The sequence below is a fragment of the Pseudomonas sp. S32 genome (assembly GCF_016648095.1).
Classification (GTDB): domain Bacteria; phylum Pseudomonadota; class Gammaproteobacteria; order Pseudomonadales; family Pseudomonadaceae; genus Aquipseudomonas; species Aquipseudomonas parafulva.
This window is the reverse complement of record NZ_JACVVF010000024.1, coordinates 18,284-42,270: the sequence shown is the minus strand read 5'-3', so window position 1 is coordinate 42,270 and position 23,987 is coordinate 18,284. Positions and strand designations below refer to the sequence as shown.

General features: G+C 53.6%; 21 protein-coding genes. 7 read left to right on the top strand and 14 right to left on the bottom strand.

The window, feature by feature from the left end:
- Positions 1-17 precede the first annotated feature (17 nt).
- On the top strand, positions 18-299 hold the full coding sequence (locus IAE38_RS24330; RefSeq protein WP_442968297.1) for a methyltransferase domain-containing protein: 282 nt from the start codon (positions 18-20) through the stop codon (positions 297-299).
- Between the two features lie 297 nt (positions 300-596).
- On the opposite strand, the gene IAE38_RS14775 is transcribed toward IAE38_RS24330, so the two are convergent.
- The 3 genes from IAE38_RS14775 to IAE38_RS14765 are packed head-to-tail and all read right to left on the bottom strand — an operon-like array spanning position 597 to position 6,318.
- Positions 597-2,051: an efflux transporter outer membrane subunit gene (locus IAE38_RS14775; RefSeq protein WP_201162904.1), complete on the bottom strand. Its 1,455-nt coding sequence runs from the start codon at positions 2,049-2,051 to the stop codon at positions 597-599.
- Entirely contained in the window at positions 2,048-5,176 is a 3,129-nt protein-coding gene (locus tag IAE38_RS14770) for an efflux RND transporter permease subunit (protein WP_201162905.1), read from the bottom strand. Before IAE38_RS14770 ends, IAE38_RS14775 begins: the two co-directional genes overlap by 4 nt.
- 11 nt (positions 5,177-5,187) lie before the next feature.
- On the bottom strand, positions 5,188-6,318 hold the full coding sequence (locus IAE38_RS14765; protein WP_201162906.1) for an efflux RND transporter periplasmic adaptor subunit: 1,131 nt from the start codon (positions 6,316-6,318) through the stop codon (positions 5,188-5,190).
- Between the two features lie 213 nt (positions 6,319-6,531).
- Between IAE38_RS14765 and IAE38_RS14760 the strand changes: the two genes are divergently transcribed.
- On the top strand, positions 6,532-7,122 hold the full coding sequence (locus IAE38_RS14760) for a TetR/AcrR family transcriptional regulator (RefSeq protein WP_201162907.1): 591 nt from the start codon (positions 6,532-6,534) through the stop codon (positions 7,120-7,122).
- Between the two features lie 92 nt (positions 7,123-7,214).
- Here IAE38_RS14760 and IAE38_RS14755 read toward each other — a convergent pair whose 3' ends face one another.
- Positions 7,215-7,937 carry a DUF4198 domain-containing protein gene (locus tag IAE38_RS14755; protein WP_201162908.1) on the bottom strand — a complete coding sequence of 241 codons (723 nt, stop codon included), beginning with the start codon at positions 7,935-7,937 and terminating at the stop codon, positions 7,215-7,217.
- 159 nt (positions 7,938-8,096) lie between these two features.
- Here IAE38_RS14755 and IAE38_RS14750 point away from each other — a divergent pair, with 159 nt between their 5' ends.
- Together IAE38_RS14750 and IAE38_RS14745 are read left to right on the top strand one after the other, a co-directional pair.
- Positions 8,097-10,208: a TonB-dependent receptor gene (locus IAE38_RS14750; protein WP_201198354.1), complete on the top strand. Its 2,112-nt coding sequence runs from the start codon at positions 8,097-8,099 to the stop codon at positions 10,206-10,208.
- A gap of 365 nt (positions 10,209-10,573) precedes the next feature.
- A complete protein-coding gene (locus IAE38_RS14745) occupies positions 10,574-10,801 on the top strand; it encodes a hypothetical protein (RefSeq protein ID WP_201162910.1) in 228 nt (75 codons plus the stop codon).
- Between the two features lie 199 nt (positions 10,802-11,000).
- On the opposite strand, the gene thrS is transcribed toward IAE38_RS14745, so the two are convergent.
- The 8 genes from thrS to IAE38_RS14705 all read right to left on the bottom strand — a co-directional run bounded on the left by thrS (position 11,001) and on the right by IAE38_RS14705 (position 19,139).
- Positions 11,001-13,013, bottom strand: a complete 2,013-nt coding sequence (thrS, locus tag IAE38_RS14740) for a threonine--tRNA ligase (protein ID WP_201218144.1) — start codon at positions 13,011-13,013, stop codon at positions 11,001-11,003.
- A 114-nt stretch (positions 13,014-13,127) separates the two neighbouring features.
- A complete protein-coding gene (locus tag IAE38_RS14735) occupies positions 13,128-13,721 on the bottom strand; it encodes a 6-pyruvoyl trahydropterin synthase family protein (RefSeq protein WP_201198367.1) in 594 nt (197 codons plus the stop codon).
- Complete coding sequence (gene yidD / locus IAE38_RS14730; RefSeq protein ID WP_201162913.1) at positions 13,715-13,969, bottom strand: membrane protein insertion efficiency factor YidD; 255 nt, start codon at positions 13,967-13,969, stop codon at positions 13,715-13,717. Before yidD ends, IAE38_RS14735 begins: the two co-directional genes overlap by 7 nt.
- Positions 13,966-15,381: a cysteine--tRNA ligase gene (gene cysS / locus IAE38_RS14725; RefSeq protein ID WP_201218142.1), complete on the bottom strand. Its 1,416-nt coding sequence runs from the start codon at positions 15,379-15,381 to the stop codon at positions 13,966-13,968. The genes yidD and cysS overlap by 4 nt, the downstream gene beginning before the upstream one ends.
- Complete coding sequence (locus IAE38_RS14720; protein WP_201218141.1) at positions 15,378-16,505, bottom strand: CobW family GTP-binding protein; 1,128 nt, start codon at positions 16,503-16,505, stop codon at positions 15,378-15,380. Before IAE38_RS14720 ends, cysS begins: the two co-directional genes overlap by 4 nt.
- Positions 16,495-17,415: a GTP cyclohydrolase FolE2 gene (gene folE2, locus IAE38_RS14715; protein WP_201218140.1), complete on the bottom strand. Its 921-nt coding sequence runs from the start codon at positions 17,413-17,415 to the stop codon at positions 16,495-16,497. The genes IAE38_RS14720 and folE2 overlap by 11 nt, the downstream gene beginning before the upstream one ends.
- A gap of 53 nt (positions 17,416-17,468) precedes the next feature.
- Positions 17,469-18,686, bottom strand: a complete 1,218-nt coding sequence (zigA, locus tag IAE38_RS14710) for a zinc metallochaperone GTPase ZigA (RefSeq protein ID WP_201218139.1) — start codon at positions 18,684-18,686, stop codon at positions 17,469-17,471.
- Positions 18,687-18,734: 48 nt separating this feature from the next.
- Positions 18,735-19,139 (bottom strand): Fur family transcriptional regulator, encoded by a 405-nt coding sequence (locus tag IAE38_RS14705; protein ID WP_117139616.1) that lies wholly within the window; start codon positions 19,137-19,139, stop codon positions 18,735-18,737.
- 183 nt (positions 19,140-19,322) lie between these two features.
- On the opposite strand from IAE38_RS14705, the gene IAE38_RS14700 reads away from it, so the two are divergent.
- Positions 19,323-20,522, top strand: coding sequence for an N-acetylmuramoyl-L-alanine amidase (locus IAE38_RS14700; protein WP_201162916.1), 1,200 nt, complete (start codon positions 19,323-19,325; stop codon positions 20,520-20,522).
- A gap of 70 nt (positions 20,523-20,592) precedes the next feature.
- Here IAE38_RS14700 and hemB read toward each other — a convergent pair whose 3' ends face one another.
- Together hemB and IAE38_RS14690 are read right to left on the bottom strand one after the other, a co-directional pair.
- The gene (gene hemB / locus IAE38_RS14695) at positions 20,593-21,600 is read right to left on the bottom strand and encodes a porphobilinogen synthase (RefSeq protein WP_117139614.1); all 1,008 of its coding nucleotides are present in this window, start codon (positions 21,598-21,600) and stop codon (positions 20,593-20,595) included.
- A gap of 72 nt (positions 21,601-21,672) precedes the next feature.
- Positions 21,673-22,110 (bottom strand): DUF4440 domain-containing protein, encoded by a 438-nt coding sequence (locus tag IAE38_RS14690; RefSeq protein ID WP_201218137.1) that lies wholly within the window; start codon positions 22,108-22,110, stop codon positions 21,673-21,675.
- Between the two features lie 100 nt (positions 22,111-22,210).
- Between IAE38_RS14690 and hisI the strand changes: the two genes are divergently transcribed.
- Both hisI and IAE38_RS14680 read left to right on the top strand, forming a co-directional pair.
- Positions 22,211-22,624 (top strand): phosphoribosyl-AMP cyclohydrolase, encoded by a 414-nt coding sequence (gene hisI, locus IAE38_RS14685; RefSeq protein ID WP_117139612.1) that lies wholly within the window; start codon positions 22,211-22,213, stop codon positions 22,622-22,624.
- A complete protein-coding gene (locus IAE38_RS14680) occupies positions 22,621-23,967 on the top strand; it encodes a dihydroorotase (protein WP_201162920.1) in 1,347 nt (448 codons plus the stop codon). Before hisI ends, IAE38_RS14680 begins: the two co-directional genes overlap by 4 nt.
- Positions 23,968-23,987 lie beyond the last annotated feature (20 nt).

The following is a 23,987-nucleotide window of genomic DNA, read 5'->3' as shown; positions in this document are numbered from 1 at the left end:
TTCAAGGAGCAAAATGAATAACGACTGCTAGAATTGATTTTGCAACTCAGCTTCTCATTGACGCAGGCATTGCTAACGGGATGCGTGTATTAGATACCGGCTGCGATTCGGGTGACGTCGCCTTTCTCCTGAGTGGCATAGTTGGGATGACTGGTGAAGTCGTAGGGATCGACCATGATAAGGATGCGCTTGGTAGGGCGCGCAATCGCTCAAATATTGACCACCTGCGGATTCCCACAATCTTCGAATATGAGCTTCTCGACATGCCCGAATCGCTTGGGTCGTTCGAAGCCGGGTGACATGGCATACTCGGCAAAATGTCGATAGAAACGCTGCTAAACACCAATGGCATCGGCAACTATCAGATTGCCCTTGGCAACGGTGCTCGCGTAGTAACGGTACGCCGTGAGAGGATAGCCGTCGAGAACGCACTCGTTCAATATTCGCAACCATTTGCTGTCCCAGCGCCAAAGCCTCTTGCTCATCACTTTGAAGCTATGTTCCAGTGGACACGAAGATCTATTTGTACGGAGATTACTCGGCGGTTCGAAGCGTACAGGCAAAGAGGGGAGGCGGGTTGCCACCTCCCTCGGTCATTAATGGTTTGCAGCGACTCCAGATGCGAGCGGTGCGTCCCATTCACCGCCTAAGGCCTTAAACAAGGTCACCTGATTTTCGAATTTTTGCAGGCGCAGTGCGATCAGGCTTTGTTGAGCGGTGTACAGCGTTCGCTGTGTGTCGAGCACATCTAGATAGCGCGATATTCCGGTGTCGTAGCGCTGCTGAACCAGGGTAAAGGCGTTTTCTGCTGCTTGAAGTCGAACGGTCTGGGTTTCCAGGCGATCATCAATATTGGCGCGGATAGCTAACGCGTCTTTAACCTCTCTGAACGCTACCTGAATCGTTTTTTGATACTGCGCAACAGCCAACTCTCTATTAGTTTCTGCGACCTTCAGGGAGGCGTCGAGTGCACCTCCGGTGAATATCGGCACGTTGATTTGGGGCATGAACGACCACGATCGGTTGGAGCCCGAGAATAAAGTGCCTAAGGAATCGCTAGCTCTCCCCACGCCAGCTGTAAGGCTGATGCTTGGGAAGTAGGCAGCTCTAGCTGCTCCGATATTCGCATTCGCACCTTTGAGGGAGTGCTCCGCTGCGATTATGTCAGGACGATGCTGCAATAGATCCGATGGTAAGCCCTCATTTATGACGCTGCCCGCCATTATTGATTCTATGTTAGTTGTTGGTAATAGGGATGCCGGCAGAGGATGGCCTAGCAACTGTTCCAGCATGTTCTCATCGGCAGAAATAGCAGTGTGCCAAGCGAGCTCGTCGTCGCGTGCGGTTTCGAGCTCTGCCAGGGCTTGGTGTGTTTCCAGCTGTGAGGAGGAGCCAGTCTGTTCGAGATCCGTTTGAAGTTGGTATCCATCCTGACGACTGCGTACGGTTTCTTGGGCTACCTGCAATTGCTCTAGATCTGCCGCAAGGCGGAGGTACGTATGAATGACCTCTGAGGTTAACGCGAGCTCCGCGCTTCGACGAGCGGCGACAGTTGACAAGTAATCCTGGATAGCCCGGTTTTCAAGACTGCGAATTTTTCCGAAGAAGTCCAGCTCCCATGACGTAATCCCGACCCCGAGTTGGTATACGCGGCTAGTTTCTGCCTCGCCGGTGCTCGAAACAGATGCTGGGGTTCGGCCTGTCGTGCCATTGAAGCCAGCTCCCATCGTAGGTACTAATTCAGAGCGTTGAATGCGGTATTGAGCTCTTGCTCGTTCTACATTTAAAGCGGCAATCACCAGATCTTGGTTGTTGTCGAGCGCAATTTTAACGACGCGGCGAAGCTTCTGATCAGTTATCAAGTCTCTCCACTGAGTTACGGTTGCCATGGATTTTTGGTTTGGCTTATTAAGAGCTCGTTCAATATTCCAGCTGTCACTGATCTTCGCGGATGGCTTTTCGTAATTCGGTGCAAGGGTTCCGTTACAACCGCCCACTATCAAGCTTGAGACCACCAAGCCCAATCGGCAAATCGTATTAACGTTGCTCATTTAGCGTGCTCCTCATCCCGACTAGCCACTCGTTTTTTGTTTTTACTGAAGGCCGTGGAGACGACGACATAAAACAATGGAATGAAGAAAATCGCGAGGAACGTAGCAGTTAACATGCCGCCGATCACACCGGTACCAATAGCATGCTTACTACCTGCGCTTGCTCCGTGCGAGATTGCAAGCGGGATGACGCCCATTGTGAACGCCAACGATGTCATGACTATCGGGCGCAAACGTAGGCGTGATGCTTCGATCGCTGCCTCGCGGATGCTACGACCGCCTTTCTCGTAGAGCTCCTTGGCAAATTCAACGATAAGAATTGCGTTCTTCGCGCAAAGGCCAACTGTAGTGAGGAGCCCGATTTGGAAAAAGGCATCATTTTCGAGTCCTCGAGCTAGCGTGGCAAGCACTGTCCCAATTACGCCTAGTGGTATGACAAGCATCACAGCAAACGGTACTGACCAGCTTTCATACAGTGCTGCCAGACACAAGAATACAGCGATAACCGAGAGTACATAGAGAGCGACAGACTGAGAGCCTGATAGGCGCTCTTCGTATGACAAACCTGTCCATTCGATACTGAAGCTCTTAGGGAGCGTCGCTGCTACTTCTTCGATAGCTTTCATCGCCTCACCTGAGCTGTAACCAGGGGCAGGTTGGCCCATCATTTCGATAGCGGGTGCCCCATTGTACCTTTCAAGCTTAGGTGATCCATAAGTCCAGTAGCCTTTCGCAAAAGAGGCAAACGAGACCATCTCCCCGGCCTTGTTTCGAACGTACCATTTGGCAAAGTCGTCAGGAGTGATTCGTGACGTCGGTACCCCCTGAACATATACGCGTTTAACGCGTTCACGGTCGATGAAATCGTTGACGTAGGACGAACCCCACGCGGCACTCATGGTGGTGTTTACATCCGCGAGCGTAACTCCGAAAGCCCTGGCTTTTTGGTCGTCAATGGTTATCTGATACTGAGGCTCATCTCCTTTACCATTTGGCCTTACTAGTGCGAGTTCAGGCCGCTTTGAGGCCGCCTCCAATAGCGTTGCCCTGGCCTTCATCAAATGTTCATGGCCTTGCCCGCTGAAGTCTTGCAGAAAGAAGTTGAAACCGGTTGCATTGCCCAGCTCCATGATCGCGGGAGGCATGAATGCTAATGCAACGGCTGATTTCATTTGACTAAAGCGAGCCATTGAGCGCGCCTGGAGTTCGGCTGCGGTGGTTTTTCGTTGATCCCAAGGCTTGAGCATGACAAACGCCATACCTGAGTTTTGCCCACGCCCAGCGAAATTCCAGCCATTTACGGCAAACACTGAATCAACAGTTTCGCCTTCTTCATTCAGAAGATAAGATGTTACCTCCTTCAGCGCGGCGTCTGTCTGATCTGCCGTACTGTTTGCTGGTAGCTCTACCTGAGCCAAGATGAAACCTTGGTCTTCATCCGGCAAAAACGAGGTAGGCAGTAGCGGGAACAGCAAGCCTAGGCCGGCAACGATTAGGATGAATGCGCTTAGTGACCGTTTTGGGCTTTTAAGGACACCAGAAATACCGCGCTCGTACTTGTTGGCACTCTCTTCGAACATCCGGTTGAACCAATCGAAGAACCCTTTTTTCTCGTGATGTCCATGAGCAGGTTTCAATAGAGTTGCGCAAAGTGTCGGCGTGAATATCAACGCAACGAATACGGATAGGGCCATTGCAGTGACGATAGTGAGGGAGAACTGTCGGTAAATCACCCCAGTTGATCCGCCAAAGAACGCCATCGGAATAAATACTGCTGACAATACTAATCCGATGCCCACCAATGCCCCTGAAATCTGCTCCATCGATTTGCGGGTAGCTTCTAATGGTGAAAGGCCTTCTTCCTCCATAATGCGCTCTACGTTCTCAACAACCACAATTGCGTCGTCGACTAGTAGGCCAATCGCTAATACCAGACCAAACATGGTCAAGATGTTAATCGTGAACCCAAATGCTGCCATGACACCAAATGTGCCAAGAAGTACGACAGGCACTGCCAGTGTAGGAATTATCGTGGCGCGAATATTTTGAAGGAAGAGATACATGATCAAAAATACGAGCACGATCGCTTCAATCAAGGTATGCACGACACCCTTGATAGATTCGCTGACAACGGGAGCTGTATCATAGGGGTAGACGACTTTAACGCCGGCAGGGAGCGTAGGTGCGATCCGATCTAGGGTTTTTTTGACAGCAGCTACGGCGTCGAGCGTGTTACCCCCAGCTGCTAGTCTAAGGGCAATGCCTGCAGTAGGTTTGCCATTCGACATGGCGCTAATGGAGAAGTCATCAGCACCCAGGGCCACTTCGCCGACGTCTGCTAATGTTACCTGCGAGCCATCTGCATTCACCTTCAAAAGAATTTGTTTGAATTCTTCGGGAGTGCGCAGCAAGGATTTTCCAATGACCGTGGCGTTCAGCTGTACTTTACCCGCTAGTGGGCGGCTACCCAGTTGGCCTGAGGAAATTTGAACGTTTTGCTCTTGAATAGCCGCAATCACGTCGCCAGGCATCAAGTTATAGTTGTTGAGCTTAATAGGGTCGAGCCAAACGCGCATTGCGTTCTGAGCGCCCAGCACCATGAAGTCCCCAACCCCGGGCGTACGAGTCAGAGGATCTTGGAGTTGAGATACTACCAGATCACCAAGCGCGTAATTATCAAGGCGACCATCCTCGGACACCAAGGCTGCTACCATCATGAAGTTAAGCTTATACTTAACTACGCGCAAACCGATTTGCTGTACTGATGTTGGTAGCATCGGTGTAGCTAGCGCGAGCTTATTCTGTACTTGTACTTGAGCGGTATCCGGATTCACATTTTGCTCAAATGTGATTACGATAGTCGCGCTGCCGTCCGTGTTGCTCTCCGAACGGATGTAGCGCAGCCCATCTAAGCCATTTAATTGCTGTTCAATGACTTGGGTAACAGTATCCTGAACGGTTTGTGCAGATGCTCCAGGGTAACTGGCAATAATCCCGATGGCAGGAGGGGCTACATCAGGATATTGATTGACGGGAAGCTTAAGAAGCGATAGCCCGCCGGCTAACATTACTACGATTGCAATGACCCAGGCGAAAACTGGGCGATCAATAAAAAACTTTGACATGTAGTCCGCCGTTATTCACCGTGTTGGGTGGTTGCCAGTTTACTATCAAGGGCAGTATTCGAAACTTTCACTTTGATGCCGGGCTGAACGTGCTGGATCCCGTCGACCACCACTCTGGCGCCAGGGACTAGCCCACTAGATACAAGCCATTGTCCGTCAATCGACCTTTCAGTCTTGATGCCGCTTAATTTCACAGTGTCGTCAGAGTTGAGTTCATATATTGAAGCCATGCCTTGGCTATCACGGGATACTGCTCGCTGCGGCACGAGTACTGCGTTTTCACGAGTACCCTCTTCAAGCTCGGCACGTACAAACATCCCAGGCAGCAGCGTTCCCTTTGGGTTTGGAAAAATAGCGCGTAATGTGACCGAGCCCGTACTTTCGTTGACGCTGACCTCTGAAAATTGGAGTTTTCCTGTATATTCGTACTTGCGACCATTTTCCAATACGAGATGGATATTGGCTCGGTCTTCATCATCTGTTTTGAGAAGGCCGTCAGCAATGTCTTGCTTCAGTTGTAGAAGCGAAATCGATGGTTGAACGATGTCCACATAGATGGGGTCGAGCTGCTGAACGGTCGCAAGCGCAGCTGACTGATTGGCAGTAACAAGCGCTCCTTTAGTGACGGTTGATCGACCGATACGCCCAGAGATCGGGGCAGTAATGTCTGTGTACCCCAAATCGATTCGCGCGCTCTCCAAAGCTGCTTGCGCTTGAAGGAACTGCGATCGCGCATCGTCATATTCCTGTTGGCTGATAGCTCGAGACTTCACCAATGTCTCATAGCGTCTCAACAGCGCTTTGGCAGATTCAAAGCTTGCCTGAGCTCGCAGCATCGCTGCGCGGTATGGAGCGGGATCAATTTTGTACAGCAGTTGACCTTGCTTTACTTCAGCGCCTTCTTGGAACGCTCGATTCATCAGAACGCCACCAACCTGAGGACGGATTTCCGCAACAACGTTGGCGCGTGTCCGACCAGGTAGAGTCGTCGAGAGCTGGACTGGTCTTGCTTGGATGGTTATCGCATTGACCTCCGGCTCTGGTTGTCTAGCCGCTACGCTTTCGCCCTCACGACAAGCGGAGAGCATTACGCACGCTGCGATGCCGGTAATGCCGATGACCAGCGGTTTGTCGAATCTCATTTTATGTATCACCAGTCTAGGTGGCTTGACCCACCTATAATTTGTCCCTACACCCCGCTGCCTTTGATGGCAGCTTCGAGCGCACTCATAGGAGGAGAGCGGTTTTCAAAAAATCTAGGTCGCCCGACCCACCTATTTTTAGTGTACACTGATCTGGTTGGTAGGAGGCAAGCTCAGAATCCGCTTGCAGGTCAATGACTGTTGGAGAGCTCAATGGTTGGTAAGAAATCCGGCGATTCCGCAGTGGCGTTGCGCCGTAAAGAGCAGGTGCTGGCCGCGGCGGCAGAGTGCGTGCGCCGAGAGGGTTTTCATCGGACGAGCATGTCCCAAATTTCAGCTGCGGCGGGCATGAGCTCTGGTCACATCCATCATTTTTTTGGAGGGAAGGAGGGCATTATCGAGGGGGTCGTTGCCCGAGAGCATAGTGAGCTCGGTGATTTCGTCGATGAGGTGCGTGTAGCAAGTGATGGGAATGACCCGATCACGGCCCTGGTCAACCTTGTGCCGAAGTGCGCTGAGCGCTACTTGGATAGTAGCAATGCAGCACTGGCGATTGAGATCCTCGCAGAATCTACTCGCAACCCCAAGGTTGCGTCGCTCCTCAAAGAGAACGATGTGAGCGTGAGTGCGTCTTTCAATGAACTATTTGGTGGTAGTTCCGCCGAGGTAAAATCTAGCTGCGAAATCGTTGCCGCACTTTTCGAGGGGCTATCAGCCCGAGCGCTTCGAAATCCTGAGTCGAAGAAGCGGATCGACATGTCCATGCTGCAGCGAGCGGTTGAGCAAATCATGAGGGTTAGCTGAATTTGCGGCATGCCGTGACTTGATTGCGGTTTAGGGAGGGGTGCGGCTCGGCTCACTCCGCCGTTCCTTGGTACCACACCCCTTCGGTTCAATCAGTGCTGGTGCGCTTCTCCAACGAACGTGAGGGTAGCAGACAGGCTCGTTTGTGAGACCTGATTTTCGCCCTCATTCGGTAGTTTGGCTTGTGCTGCTATCACATTAAGGCCGGCATTGCGAACAGTGACAGTCGCTCGGCCTCTTGCATCCGTTTTTACTGGTGTAGCATCTGGCATGCCTCGATAGTCATCAAACAGTGCTAAGTCTGCAATTGGCTTTCCATCAATGGTTACTTCCACGGGAAGGCTATGTCCTACGCCCACCTCGGTTGGGTCTCGCAAGGGGCGAATGACCATCCTCAGACGCAGGTTGGCAGGGATATCGGCATCCGGCTGCAAAATTGCCAAGCTGTATTTGAAGCTGTGCGAGGTGCTGATCGCACCTGGAACCTCTGCCCTAGAGGCGTCAACGGACTTACCGTCTTTTGTTTGACTCCAGACGCCGTTGTCCAACGTGACTGTTAAAACCGCGGGCTTACTGAGGGGGGACAAGCGCGCGTGATCGCTTTCGCGCTGTACAGTAACGGGGATAGTTTTGCCCTTCAGATCATACGCCCAGACTTCTTTGATTTTTTCCGCCGCGTACGGGTCATCTTCAGCACCATGGCCGTAAATCACTTCTAGCTGGCCGTAGCGTTTTTCAGTCCAGATGCCGTGGGCTTCGACTGCCTGGATGCTGAGCAAACTGATGGCGGTTGCGAGGGATAGGGGGAGTCTCATGGAGCTACCTTGTCGTGGTTGGGGAAGGCGTTCTACCTATGAGCGACATCACGCCCCTAAGAAATCAGCCGCTTAGCTTGAAGCATGGATTCGATGGTGCTGCACACTGCAATGCTGTATGGTTAAAGATACACTATAACATAACATTTGGATGTCATTATGTATCGTTCCAGACGCCCCGCTTGGGCTTGGGCTTTTACCGGTGCCGCGTTGAGCACAGGTTTAGGCGTTTCCGAACCGATTTCGGCTGAAGAATTGGAAGCTGCAAGCGGGATCACAGAGCTCGAGGCGATCCAGGTTACTGGTGAGGGAGGAAACAGAAAGCCCATCGAGCCACTATCGCGCGGGAAGGTGAGCAATGCTGTTGAGAGTCTGCCTGCGGGTGTGACTTCAATCACGCAGGAGGACATACAAACGCTTAACGTTGACCGAGATATTTCCAATATTTACCGGCGTGTACCCGGAGTAGTGGCCAACAACATCGATCAGGGCGATACCGGTAATGGATTTCGCATGCGAGGCTTTGCTACCAATGGTACGCACGGTGCCGACGTCGCCGTTTACGTTGATGGTATACCTCAGAACATTCCGTCCAGCCAAGGCGGAGCAGGTCATGGCCCCGTATTTCTGGAATGGTTGACTCCCCAAATGATCAGGAGCGCTAATGTCATTAAAGGGCCGGTGTCTGCTCTGTATGGTGATCAGAATCGGGCTGGAGCGGTGGAAATCGAGACACTGGATGGTGGCAGCGTGGCTTCCAGTATCGGTTTGGACGTTGCCAGTTTCGATGGGCGTCGTACTAACCTGGTGTTGGGCGGTGAATATGAGGGCTTAGAATCGCTGTTCATCGTCGACATTTACAAAACTAACGGATACCGCAAGGCCGCTGAAACCAATCGAGACAATTACTTCTGGAAGTTGAGTAAGGTTATCGACGACGTTAAATATTCTGCGCGCTTCAGTCATTACGAATCGGACTTCAAAAATGACGGTTATCTCAACTTGCCCGCGCTTCGAGCAGGTACGATTGGTCGCCGAGATACCGATAATCTGTACGGCTTCGGCAACGCTAATAGGAATACCTACGTATTCAATCGTGCTCCGGCTTATGACGAAGCGGGCCTGTACTACACAGCGTATTACGAGGATTTTAGACGGGTTCGAGCAATTTCTAATGGCACCAATACTCATAATTACGGAAAAGATGATCGCGATATATATGGGGGTCGACTAGCCTATAACTTCGTTGCGAATGAATCGGCATCATTGATGGTAGGAGCCGATGTCCGGCGCGACAAAGGAATTGCGTTTCGCCAGCAGTATAGAAACTTTGAGCCTACACCAAATTTCTATTACGACTTCGATATGGATCTCATCACATATGGGGTGTTTGCACAAGGTCAATACAAGCCGACCGATTCAGTTAAGTTGATGGCAGGGGTTCGGTATGATCGGTTCGACTATGATATCGAAAATCTGAAATTCCGTGATGCTGACACGGGTTATAATAGTTCTGTTACGACACCTAAGTTTGGCTTGGCTTGGACACCCATTCGAGAACTGGAAATCTTTACGAATGTAGCTCAAGGGTTCCGCTCACCTGCGGCTGAGTATATTAGCTCTGGCAGCAGCAGTGCCTTAGCGCCTAGTGAAACTGGAGGCCAAGTCAATAGCAGTGTTCGGCCAAGCAAGGTAAAGTCCTACGATATTGGATTCACAGTACGTCCTTCTGACCGTTTATCGAGCACCACAGAGTTCTACTACATCGAGAACGACAATGAAACTGTTCAGACCTCAGCAGGTGTTTACGAGCAGGTCGGCAGTACTACCCGCAGGGGGGCAGAAACTAGCTTCAATTACCAAGCAACATCGACAGTCAGTGCGTATGCCAGTTACGGGCGCATAATTGACGCGAAGATTAATAATCCTTCGCCGGGTACCGGTGCACTCCTTTCAGTCCCAGAGCACACCTACAAGGCAGGGGTTCAGTACCGCAATAGATTCATGGCGGGTCAAGTCACTCTTAACGCTGACGTTTATCACCTGGATGGCATTCCCTACTACATAGGGACTGAAAAAAATGAGATGCCGCCTTATACCCGTTACGATCTAAGGGCCAGCTACGACTATAGCGATTACCAGTTTAGCGTATATGGTACCTTCCAACCGCATCGCTACGGGACTGAAGTTGCCTATGGTACGAGCGGTGGACTTGTGATTGTACCGCAGCCCTCTACAACGCTTGGTGCTTCGATCAGGTACTTTTTCTGATTTCTCCAGGATCAAAGGTGGTGTCGGGAGCGCAGGGTTGAGTATCGCCTCTGCCCATAGCGACGGTGGAATTCATCATTTGGGGGCTGCAAATTCGTGATGGGAGTAGAATAGGCGGCGTCTCAGTCGGGAGAGCTCTGGGCTGTACATCCCTAACGTAACAACATGTTTTGTCTAATGGCTTAGAACGCTTCGTTAGCTATTTAGCTGTCTAAACTTGAAAAGGGGGCTTCCAGTTGGATGTCCCTGCAAGGCAGGACTAAAAGGTGCGCGCGTCAGTTATGCCGAACCGGGCGTTGCCTGCAGAGCGAGAGAAAAAGTATTCAGCACGGTTATCACGATGCTTACGCTTTAGGAGGTTATGGATGACAATTTTTACTCTGAATTACCGCCTGAATGATGAGCCTAAGGGCTATCAGGTGGTTCTCGAAGAAAAATTTCTTAGTGATCACGAGGCAGCAATTCATCTAATTGAGTTGCATTATGGTGATAGCGAAAGCTGGATAGTGATGCCTGATGCATCGCCAGAAGATATTCTCGCCCAGGCGGAGCTGCTTGGGCTGTGGGAGATCAATATTACTCTTGAGGCATGAAACTCTCCCTCTCTCGATGAGAGTGCGGGAAATTTCCCTGAGGAATTAGAGTTCAGTCGTGTGATCAGTACTCTCCATCAAGATTTAAAGTGGCTTAGGACGAATTGACTAACGCTGATTTATTAGGAGGTCAGTAGGCGTGTGTGAAGGCGCAGCTCAGTGGCTGAACTGCGCTTTTTTGTAAAGCGGAAAACTACAATCAAACGTCGCAGGTATTTAATGGAAGTCGGGACGCGATGCGGTTATGTACCTCTTCAACAATGTGATCAGACGAAAGCTCATCCGGCGAACTAGCTTCTTTTCGTAACCATTCAATTGCGGACTTTAAGTCCATCACGCCAAGGTCGTTGCCGTCTCTGGTGCGCACTGCGATGGTTCCTTGCTCCTGCTCCTTGGTGCCTGCGACAAGGAGGAATGGAATCCGTTGAAGTGTCTTCTCTCGGATTTTGTAGCCGATTTTCTCATTGCGGGTGTCAGTTTCAACCCGCAGGCCCTTGCAGCGCAGCAGTGTGGCGACATCTCGAACATAGTCGGCATGCTGTTGCGAAATAGAGCAAACGACCACTTGGATGGGTGAAAGCCAAGTTGGAAGCTTGCCAGAGTGATGCTCTAGCATGATGCCCGTGAAACGCTCCAGAGAGCCGAAGAGGGCGCGGTGCAGCATGACTGGTCGCTTGCGAAGGCCATCTTCGTCGACGTACTCGATACCGAATCGTTCAGGAAGGTTCATGTCGACCTGAAGTGTGCCGCACTGCCAGTCGCGGCCAATAGCGTCGCGCAGCACGAACTCAAGCTTGGGCCCGTAGAACGCCCCCTCACCTGGATTGACTTGGTACTCGAGGTTCATTTCTTCGAGGGAGTGGATAAGCGCTCCTTCGAGTTGATCCCAGGTTGCGTCACTGCCGATTCGGTTGGCGGGTCGAGTGGACAGCTTGATGCGCACGTCCTCGAAGCCAAACTGGCGATAGATGTCCAGTACTAGACCCACGACGGATCGGCATTCTTCGTTCATTTGTTCGGGGGTGCAGAAAATGTGCGCGTCGTCTTGGGTGAAGTGACGCACCCGAAGCAACCCATGGAGAGAGCCTGAGGGCTCATACCGATGGACTTTACCGAATTCGCCCATGCGAATCGGCAAGTCGCGATAGCTCTTGAGGCCGTGTCGATAGAGGAGGGTGCCGCCGGGGCAATTCATCGGCTTGAGAGCTAGGGCGCGACCATCCTCGGTTTCGGTCGTGAACATGTGATCACGATAGTTATGCCAGTGTCCGGACGTTTCCCACAGGCCGCGATCCATGACGTCTGGCGTGTTCACTTCGACATAGCCCGCGTCATTCTGTCTGCGTCGCATGTAGGCGATGAGAGACTGAAACACCGTCCATCCCCGCGGGTGCCAGAAAACTGATCCTGGTGCGTCATCCTCGAAATGAAAAAGGTCGAGTTCTCTTCCGATCTTGCGATGGTCACGCTTCTCGGCTTCCTCAAGTCGAATGAGGTGGGCTGACAGCTGCTTTGCATCGGCCCAAGCCGTTCCGTAGATGCGCTGTAGCTGTTCGTTTTTTGCATCACCGCGCCAGTACGCGCCCGCTAGCTTGGTCAGCTTAAATGCCTTCAAGAAGCGAGTATTGGGTACGTGAGGGCCGCGGCACATGTCCACGTATTCTTCGTGGAAGTAGAGCCCCATCTCCTGGGTATCTGGCATGTCCTCGATCAGACGAAGTTTGTAATCTTCGTCTCGTGCCTTGAAGATCTGGATGGCCTCATCGCGCGGCGTCATGCGCTTGACGACATCGTACTCTTTGGCGATCAGCTCGCGCATGCGAGCTTCGATGGCTTCGAGGTCTGCCGGGGTGAATGGCCTTTCAAACGCTACATCGTAGTAAAAGCCCTGATTGATCACCGGGCCAATGACCATTTTGGCAGTCGGGTAGAGCTGTTTGAGTGCATGGCCAACCAGGTGGGCGCATGAGTGACGGATGATGTCTAAGCCTTCATCATCTTTAGGGGTGATTACCTGCAATTTAGCATCGCGGTCAATCATCTCGCATGCGTCCACCAAGCGACCATTAACCCTTCCTGCCACCGTGCTACGTGCCAAACCGGCGCCGATGGATGCTGCTACGTCGTGGACAGTGACGGGGTTATCGTAGGTACGAATTGATCCATCTGGCAGCGTGATGGAAACAGGGGAGGGGTGTGCGTTATCTGGCATCGTTACAGGCTTCTCGGTCTTAAAATACTGTGGGCCGTCCGCTAGCGGACGCCCTGGTCATAAATTGGGTGGACTGCAAGTTCTAGCTGCGAGCACAGCTACTCGCGCAGGGCATCAGCTACACAAACCTTCCAGCTCGGTCTGGATCATGGTGGGCTTCGGCTTCAGCCGTTCGTACAGCTTGGGATCAGCCCACTGGGCAGTAATCGCGGGAGAGAACTCAATGAGGTCGAGGTCAATCAAGCCCATACGGGGGTTCACAACATCCTCGCGGAAGCACTGCGCATACCCCGTTTCGGTTTCGTGCACGATTACAGAGTGGAGCTGAACACCGGATTCACCGTTCTTCATTTGGGTGTTTTCCAAGGCGGCTTCCACCAGGCGGAAGATTAATCTGGAGAACTGCTCAGCACTCGGTGACACGGGGATGAGTACCCAGCGCTCTGAATGCCTCCGAATTGAGGCAATGTAATCAGGATCATCCTGCGACCAGATCGCGACGGCGTGATCGAAAGCGTCGATCAAGTCCCGAACGTCACCTTTGAGTAGCCCGAAGTCATACACCATCTGGCCGTGATCAAGGGCGTCGGCGCGCAAGAGCAGCTCGACTTTGTACGAGTGCCCATGAATCGAGTGAGAGCAACGACGGGTGCTACAGCCTCGAACTATGTGGGCGTTTTCGAATTTGAACAGTTTCCGAATCAGCATGGGCCACCTTTATCCTTGTTGCCTTTCGACGGTACGGGGTCAAATCCACCGGGATGCAGTGGGTGGCAACGCAAGAGCCGGCGCAGCGTCAACCAGCTGCCCATCAGGGCGCCATGAGTCCGCAGTGCTTCGATTGAGTACTGCGAGCAAGAAGGGTGAAATCTGCATCGATTGCCTATGACGGGGCTGATGAACAGTTGGTAGCCGCGTACCAACGCAATCAGAATAGAGTTCGGCCACCGCCTCATATTACGCTCCTTGCTGTCGGGCGCAGCGTGGAGCCTTCTGGACTGTCTTCGATGCTAAAGCCAGCTTCTAGCAACTCGTCACGCAGAGCGTCGGCTCTGGAGAAGTCGCGCGCAATACGTGCTTGGTTTCTTGCTTCCAGCAATGACTCAAGATGCTGTCGATGACTGAGCGGTTGCTCAACAGGCTGTACTGGAGGCCTAAGCGCAGCCAGCGCGACATGTGGCTCTTGCTGCAGGAGGCCGAGCAGTCCGGCGGACTTGATCAGCCTTGCTTTAGCAAGCATTCGCATTTCATCTGTCACCGCCTGATCGAGCTCCGATCTGAGCACATGCAGCCGAGCAAGTGCTTCGGTCACCCCTAGGTCATTCTTAAGTGATTCCAGCACCAGTTCATCCGGTGCCACGTCGACAGGGACATCCAAAGAGCTGACTTTCGACAGCGATGAGTAAAATCGGAATAGCGTCTGTACGGCAGCGTGCAAGCGCTGTGTGTTCCAGTCCATTGGGCGTCGGTAGTGGGTAGAGAGCAGCGCGAATCGAATAGCTTCACCAGGTGCCTGAGCGAGAAGGTCTCGGACTAGCAAAACGTTGCCGAGTGATTTGGACATCTTCTGCGCATCCACGGTAACGAAGCTATTGTGTACCCACGTGCGGCAGTAGAGAGTGCCATTGGCGCAAGTACCCTGAGCGATCTCATTTTCGTGGTGAGGGAAAATAAGGTCTTGGCCTCCGCCATGAATGTCGATGGTGTGCCCCAGGTGTCGCCCAATCATCGCAGAGCACTCAACATGCCATCCTGGCCGACCTCGTCCCCAAGGGCTGCTCCAGCCGGGCATTTCAGGAGTCGAAGGTTTCCAGAGAACGAAGTCCAGCGGGCTGCGCTTATAGGGGGCAACTTCAACTCGCGCTCCAGCCATCATGTCTTGGGGCAGGCGTCCTGACAGTTGACCGTAGGCAGGGTAGGAAGGGACGTGGAACAGCACATGTTCTTGTTCGACGTAGGCGTGGCCCCGGTCGACCAATCGTTTGATCAGCGCGATGATCTCTGGGATGTGATCCGTAACGCGTGGTTCCAGATCGGGCGAGGCGATCCCAAGGGCTGCCATGTCTTCATGGTAGGCATCGATGAAGCGGCGGGTGATGTCCGCGATAGGAGAGCCTGACGCAATTGCTGCCGCGTTGATCTTGTCGTCCACGTCCGTGAAGTTTCGCGCGTAAACGACTTCCTTAAATTCATGGCGCAGAACTCTGGCAAGGATGTCGAAGACAACGGCTGGTCTAGCATTCCCGATGTGGGCGTAGTTGTAGACGGTAGGGCCGCAGACATACATGGTCACCCGATCAGGCCGCTCAGTGCGCAGTGCCTCTTTCTCTCGAGTGAGCGTGTTGTGAAGTTTGATGGTCGACGTCATACGCTGATGCCTTCGATATGTCCCGCCTTGTCTTTGAAGGCCCTGAAGGTCGCCTCGATCATTTCTCGTGTGACGTCCTGAGTGATGAAAACCAAACGGGAACGCCGGTCGTCAGTCGGCCAGGCGGGTAGTGGAGCGGACGGATGGAAGATGTGCTGAACACCGTGCAGGGCGATCGGCGTGTCGCGCCCTTCAATGTTGAGGATGCCCTTAACCCGGAGAATGTTGCTTCCCAGTAACGTCATCAACACCTCTAGCCAGCACTCCAGAGCAAGCTCACTGATTGGGCTGTCGATGGTGAAGCAGAACGCACGAATCCGGTCGCCATGACGGTTTACGTCCTGTTGCGGTGCTCGCAAGCCTGCAGAGAACAACCCTTGACTCGTACTCTTTTCAGGTTGAGGCGTGATCTGGAATTTAGGGGTAGAGGTGGCCTTGTATGCATGCTCGTTTAACCAGCCTTCAACATCGGGTGACTTACCCTCGTGAGTGAAGAGGCCAAGGCCCAGAATCTTGCTTGCCTCTAGATGGCCGTTCTTGATTTCCCAGCGAGGTGCTGCAGGGTTGATGTCTGACAGGCGCTGGAGAAGCTCTGCCCTATGCTCGGGGCTCACCAGGTCACCTTTGGTCAACAGCAGTACATCTCCCATAGCAGCTTGTTTGATCGCCTCCTGATGGTGATCAAGCGTAGCCATGCCGCTGGCTAGGTCTACTGTCGCTACCACACCATCCAGTCGATATTTGGGGGCGATCTGTGCATGCGTCATCAGGGTGTGAATGATCGGGGCAGGATCTGCCAGGCCGGTGGTTTCAATCAATACGCGGTCAAACTGGCGGTTCCCCTCCCGAGAGAAACGCCACGTGATGTCCCGCAATGTCTGGACGAGGTCTCCACGAATTGTGCAGCAGACGCAGCCGCTGCCCAATTCCATGACGATGTTCTCGTTACTGTGGGTGACGAGAAGATGGTCGAGTGCCATCTCCCCAAATTCATTGATGATGATCAGCGTGTTGGCAAATTCCGGCTGTCTCACCAACTGGTTTAACAATGTCGTTTTGCCGCTGCCGAGGAAGCCAGTCAGCAGTGTGACGGGGATCAGCGAGCTGCGTGCTTCACTGCTCATGGTGCGAACCCTGGTCAAAAGGTGAAGACCAGGCAGCTGCATCATGAGGATGCAGGCTCTCCAGGTGCCGCACATGAACTTTAGGATTCTGGTGTTCGGTGAGTGCTGCGCGAATCCGACGAGCGGCATCCTCGACGAACATCAGGTTCTGGCCATTAAGTGCTGCGAATGCTTGCTCATCAGCCCGTTTGACTGCGGTTTGGACTGGAGTACCTAGAGAATTCTCAACAGCTTCAATCAAAGATAGCAACCCTAGGCTGGTGGAAGTGCGTTCAACCGAAACGCATACGCGTGCCTCGCTGCGCTGGCTGTGCGGCGTTGCAACTGACGCGTTCGCTCGCAACCATTTCGCGACGGTTGTCGGATCAACGAGTGGCTGGTTTGAGAATGAGTTGAGGAAACTCGCCTCAATCAGCTGGCGAGACAGCGCCGCGGAGCAAGGGCATGTAGACGAGTAGCCAACAGTGCACTCAACGCTCAGCGCAAATTTATCTCCCACCAGCGATGCGTTCATTTGAACACGGTATGACTTCCACCCCGATAAACCTTCCGTGACGAGCGCTGGGCGGCGGATGAGAAGATCAAAATCGAGCCGAAGCCGTGCACTTCGGCTATCACAGTCGCGGTGGCTGTCGATCATGCTGCTCAGCAATGTATGCACATGCTCCGGCGAGATGTGCGCCTCTTGTCCCCAGCTGTCCAGCAATCGATAGAGGCGAGACATATGGATGCCTTTCACCTGGGGCGCAGGCAAGTCGACTTGCACGTCTGCTCTGGCGTGAAGCTCGCGATGATAGCCTGGCTCGTCAATCGTGACTGGGAGGTCGATTCCTTGCATACCAACCCACTCCAGGGGGCCAAGTGTCGGAGCAATGTCGGTGACGGAAACGTCGGGAAGTGCTGCACTCATGTTCTTTATCCGCAGGTTACTGGCCCTCCCAATCACGGGAGGGCTCTTACAATTTAATTCCAGCCAGGAAGCGGGTTTTTAAGCTTCATCCAGCCCTTCGGGCCTAGAGCCATCTCATCATCTGTGAGGAGGCATGCATCAAAGCTGGCTCGCAGCGCTGGCTCATTCATGTCCATGCCGATGAGTACGAGCTCTTGTCGTGCGTCGCCCACGTCCTTTTCCCATTTAGCGCGAATGTCTTCGACGGACTCGGGATCCGTCGGCCAACGGTCTTGCGGGATGGCTGCCCACCAATAGCCCGCTGGGCCATGTCTGGCCACTGCGCCTGCTTGCGACCAGTTACCGGCCATAGCTGGCTCGCTGGCGAGCCAGAAGTAGCCTTTGGAGCGCACGACGCCTGGCCATTCACTTTCAACCAGCTCATGGAAACGCTCGGGATGGAAGGGGCGTCGGGCGCGGTATACGAAACTGCGGATCCCATACTCTTCCGTCTCAGGCGTATGAGTACCACGCATTTCCTGCAGCCAGCCGGGGGCTCGCGAGGCCTCGTCGAAATCGAACAAGCCTGTATTCAGCACACGATCCAGTGGGACTTTGCCGAACTCGGAGATCTCGATCTTCGCTCGGGGATTCAGGCTGTTGAGGATGGCGATCAATTGTCGCCGCTCATCCTCACTGACCAGATCAATTTTATTGAGGACGATCACGTCGCAGAACTCGATCTGCTCAATCAGCAGATCGACTACCGTGCGAACATCTTCCTCTCCCAGCGATTCGCCTCGCGCCTGCAAGCTATCGCGTGAGCTGTAGTCTCTGAGGAAGTTGAAGGAATCCACGACGGTGACCATGGTATCGAGGCGAGCTACCTCGCCGAGGCTGCGCCCATCTTCGCCCTCAAAGGTGAAGGTCTCCGCCACTGGCAGTGGCTCAGAAATGCCGGTGGACTCAATGACCAACTGATCGAATCGCCCCTCCTTGGCAAGGCGATCCACCTCAAGCAGTAGGTCTTCCCGTAGGGTGCAACAGATGCAGCCGTTACTCATTTCAACCAGTTTTTCATCCGTGCGTGAGAGCTCTGCGCCTCCGTCACGCACGAGGGCAGCATCTATATTCACGTCACTCATGTCATTGACGATTACGGCGACACGTCGGCCTTCGCGATTGTTCAGGATGTGATTGAGTAGCGTGGTTTTTCCTGCTCCTAAGAATCCGGACAATACGGTTACGGGAAGCTTATGGGCTTCACTCGAGTTAGGGGTTGGGACTATCATCAGGAGCCCTCACGGTAAGATATGGTGTAGGCGTACTACTCGTAGTCGCTAGCCTTTAGAGGTGTGTTCAAGCTTGCAGCAGTCGGCACATTTCCCGTGCAGCTCTATGGTTGAGCTGCCCAGTGCAAACACGTTTTTCTTCACCCAGGTACCCAAATACCTGTCAAGCGAAGGCACGAGAAACTCATCGACCCGACCACATGAGTCGCAGATCGCGAACGCCCTTACGCCGTTGTCGCAGGTAGAGGACGGGTCACATTTCACGTACGCGTTCAGAGACTCCAGGCGATGAACAAGGCCTCTTTTGGCAAGATTTCCAAGCGCCCGGTAGATCTGTATGGGCGCTTTGAAGCCTTCATCCTTCAAGCTCTCAAGGATCTTGTACGCACTAAGTGGCGTACTTGATTGCTGAAGGGTGGCCAGAACCAATTGCTGATTAGTGGTGAGTCGCATGCAGGCCCCGCGTCGAACGTGAAACTTGAGTCATGTCATCCATAATGTTTACGTTATAACGTAACATAATGCTCCACGCCACAAAAAATGTCGCGAGCATGCGCGCGTTCTGGGCGGACAGAGGCTGAGAAATGCCGAGTTCCCGCGTGGTTGGATGAGAAAAATGAAGAAATGGAAGGGTGTATGGACAGACGCAGCTTGCTCAAATTTCTCTTGGCTGGGTTGGCGCTGCCGGCTTCGCTGACTGTGCATGCAGCTCAGGCGGTGAGGCGGGTGAGTGTCAGTCAGTCAGGAGGTGCTACTCGGTTTTTGCTCGATCTGAGCGGCCCGGTGATCGCCAACAGCTTCAGCTTAGAATCTCCGCCGCGCCTAGTGCTTGATCTTCAACAGGCCGTGCTAAACGCGCCATTGAGTAACCTAGCGCTTGACGGTACTCCTGTTCGAGCAATTCGGAGCGGGAAGACGCCCGCAGGCGATCTGAGGATTGTTCTGGATCTGGCTAATTCAGGAGTTCGTGGAGAGCTACGACCTGTCTCGGCTGGAAGCCACAGATTGGAGCTGGAGTTGGTTGATCCCTCGTTCAGGGTTGCCGCGGCAGCTGGTGCGACCCAGGCTGCACTGGAGCCGCCGAAGGGTAAGTCCAATCGCGATTTGCTGGTAGTGATCGATGCTGGGCATGGAGGGAAGGATCCGGGCGCGGTGGGCGCCAAGGGTGAACAAGAGAAGATTGTTGCCTTGCAAATCGCGACATTGCTGGCTAAGCGAGTCAATGCACAAAAGGGTTATAAAGCTCGGCTGGTGCGCACCGACGATATCTTCATCCCGTTGCGTAAACGAGCTGAGCTGGCGCAGCGATTGAATGCCGATCTTTTCGTGTCTGTGCATGCGGATGCCGCGCCTAGATTGACCGCATCAGGTGCATCAGTCTTTGCGCTTTCGCAGGGTGGTGCTACCTCCTCCATGGCTCGATGGATGGCTGAGCGAGAAAATGGCGCCGACTCCGTTGGGGGTGGTCTGGCAGTGAAGCTTCGAAAAAACGACCCGATGGTCGCTGGCGTTCTGCTCGATATGTCAATGAATGCGACTATCTCAACCAGCTTGGATCTTGGTCATCAGGTGTTGTCGCGGCTGGGAGATGTGTCGGGCTTACATCAGTCGAAGGTTGAGCAGGCAGGTTTTGCAGTGCTTAAGTCTGCAGCTATTCCATCGATTCTGGTCGAGACCGGCTTCATTTCCAATGCGGGTGATTGTCGAAGACTGCATGACGTGCGGCATCAGCGCAAAGTGGCTGACGCGATATTTGCTGGAGTGGATGGATACTTCCGTCAGCAGCCGCCGCCAGGCAGCCTCATCGCAGCGATGGCTCGTATGGGAATGGCCTAAAGTGGAGAGAGAGCCGTTGTTGAGCGCTGCCAACTCTGACGGCGCTCGTTTGGGCTGCTCTCCGTGGGCCTCAGCCGCGCTTCAAGCGCTCGGCGGCCTCAATGGCGAAATAGGTCAGCACACCGCTGCAGCCAGCTCGTTTGAATGCCATGAGTGACTCCAGCACGACCTTGTCCGGATCAAGCCAGCCGTTATCGATGGCTCCTTTGATCATCGAGTACTCGCCGCTTACCTGGTACGCAAAAGTCGGCACAGCGAATGTGGCTTTCACTCGCTGGATAACATCTAGGTAAGGCATGCCAGGCTTGACCATGACCATGTCTGCGCCTTCCTGGAGATCCAGTGCAACTTCGCGTAGCGCCTCGTCGCTGTTGGCGGGATCCATCTGGTATGTACGCTTGTCGCCCTTCAGTGCGCCGGATGAGCCAAGTGCATCTCTAAATGGGCCGTAGAAGCCGGATGCGTACTTGGCTGCATAGGACATCAGTCGCACCTCTGTGAGGCCGGCAGAATCCAAGGCGGCTCTCAATACGCCAATGCGCCCGTCCATCATATCTGACGGAGCAAGCGTATCGATTCCTGCCTGTGCTTGAACCACCGCCTGGCGTGCCAACACCTTAAGGCTTTCATCGTTAGCCACTAAGCCATTACGCAGTACCCCGTCATGACCATGATCGGTATAGGGGTCTAGAGCCACGTCGCCGATAAGGCCCAGCGTAGGGTAGGTCAACTTCAGCAATCGGGCGGCTCGGCACACCAGATTCTCTGGGTTTGTAGCTTCACTGCCTTCGCTATCTTTGCGATCGGGCGAGGTTGCGGGAAAAAGCGCGATGGCTGGAATGCCGAGATCTACTGCCTTCCCCGCATGCTCTATGAGTTCGTCGAGCGTGACGCGTACTTGGCCTGGCATGGAGGCAACGGGATCGTTTTTTCCGGAGCCCTCTTTGATAAAAATTGGCCAGATCAGGTCGTTCGCAGACAGTGTATTTTCGGCTACCAGCCTGCGAGTCCAGTCGTCAGCGCGGTTGCGGCGAAGACGAACTGCAGGGAAGTTTCCTAGGCTTGAAATTTGATTCATAGACTTCGCAATTTTTGGGTAACCGGGGGGGGGTGCAGGTTCGACCGTTTTGAGTGGCGAACCTGGGCTCTATCAGGCTTCGATTGACGAGTGGTGACCGGTAATCAGCCACTCTTCATTGATGCGTTCGAAGGTGAAGAGGAATCGTGCGGGTACAATCCTTTGCTCGCCACCGTCACGGTAGACGAAGGTGTAGAGTCCCCCGACTACGACGGTGCCAAGCTTTCTGCTTACGCGTTTTTTGAAGACCTGGATGTCACAGACCAAGCCGTCGTTCGCCAAGAAATTCTCGAAGTAATTGCGGCGGCTATGGTTGCAATCGCGCACTTGGTTGGACAAGGTTGGTACCAAGATGGCATCAGGGGCGTAGAGCTCAAGAACCTTGTCGACATCTCGAGTGGCAACGGTTGCAGCCCACCGATAGAGAGCGGCTTTCGCTCCGGCGAGGCACGCCAATTCAGTATCGGCGTAAGGTTCGGTGGTGAGGAGCGCGGGAGGGGCTTCGGTCATGAATGCTTACCTTTAGGGTTTAAAATTGTGAGGGAGGTACTCAGAATATCGAAAAACGTGATATGTTATAACATAACTAATGAATTATGGGTCACAGATCATGTTCCTCAAGCTCGAGCGGGCGGAGGCGGGAAGCCGTTTTGCCCTCAGCGACGTACTCAGTCAGGTGCCATGGAGCCCACAAGGGCTCATAGCGGCGATCGCCCTGCAGCACGACAGCGGAGAGGTGCTGATGCTCGCCTGGATGAACGAGGAGGCTCTCCAGGAAACTTTGAATACCCACCGGGCCTGTTATTGGTCACGCTCCCGTAATGGTCTCTGGCGCAAAGGCGAGACCTCAGGAAATGTGCAGCACGTTAAGGAGATTCGTTTGGACTGTGATGGCGATGCGCTGCTGCTCCTCGTCGATCAGGTAGGTGCTGCATGCCACACCGGGCGGCGTAGCTGTTTCTACAACGTCATCGAGGGCGACCAGGTCGTGGTGGAGAGTAGCCCTGGAGTGGTCAAATCATGACTCGTATCCTCATCAGAAACGCTCGCCTGGTGAATGAGGGAGAGGTGTTTGATGCTGACGTTCTCATTGCATATGGCCGAATTGAGAAAATTGCAGGCAGCATCGATGGTATTAATGCCTCCGTCGAAATTGATGCTCACGGGCGCTGGCTTGTGCCAGGAATGATCGACGACCAGGTGCACTTTCGTGAGCCCGGCGCTGCGCACAAGGCAACCATGGCGAGTGAGTCCCGAGCCGCTGTTGCTGGTGGTATTACCAGCTTCATGGACATGCCCAATACAAACCCGGCTACTTTGTCCCTCGCCGCGCTTCAAGATAAGAAAGCCCGAGCCGCCGCTTCGTCAGTCGCAAACTTCGGCTTTCACTTTGGCGTCAGCAAGGACAATCTGGACGTGGTCGCCAGTCTTGACCCGCGGCAGGTCGCAGGTGTGAAGGTATTCATGGGCGCGTCGACGGGAGACATGCTCGTTGACGATCCACGTGTGCTCGAGCGGCTGTTTGCCAATGTGCCGACGATCTTGCTCGCGCACTGTGAGCATACACCTTCAATTTTGGCCAACGAGGCTCGTTACCGAGAGCAATTTGGTGATTTCATCACGCCGGCGATGCACCGCGTAATACGGGATGCGGAAGCCTGTTTCCGATCTTCCAGCTTGGCAGTAGAGCTTGCCAATAAGTTTGGCACGCGCCTACATGTCCTGCACTTGACCACGGCTAAGGAGCTGAAATTATTCGAGCCAGGCCCGCTGGCAGGCAAGAAGATTACCGCCGAGGTTTGCGCGCACCATTTGTTGTTCGATGACCACGATTACGCAAGCCTTGGCAATCTGATCAAGTGCAATCCTGCCATTAAGAGCCGAGAGGATCGTGATGCTCTGCGGCAGGCGCTGCTATGTGATCGAATCGATGTAATCGGTACTGACCATGCCCCTCATACGCTGGAGGAGAAGCAGAGGGCTTATGCATCGGCTCCATCTGGGTTGCCCCTGGTTCAGCATGCGTTTCCTGCCCTGTTTGAGCTGGTGGAAGAAGGTGTACTGCCGATTACCCAGCTCGTGCAGAAGACTAGTCATGCGGTTGCAGACTTGTTCGCGATCCAGGAGCGCGGATATTTGCGTGAGGGGTACTGGGCGGATCTCGCTCTCGTTGAGCGTCTAGATGAGCCACGACCGGTTGCCCTTGACCCGATCCTTGCCCATTGTCAGTGGACACCGTTCAAAAATCACCAGCTGCGGCACCGAGTAACGACGACCGTAGTTTCTGGCCAACTGGCCTGGCATGACGGATGCGTGAATGAGAGTTGCCAAGGGCTGCCTTTGGCATTCAGCGCGCAACGCTCCTGACTACCCAAATTATCGTGCGA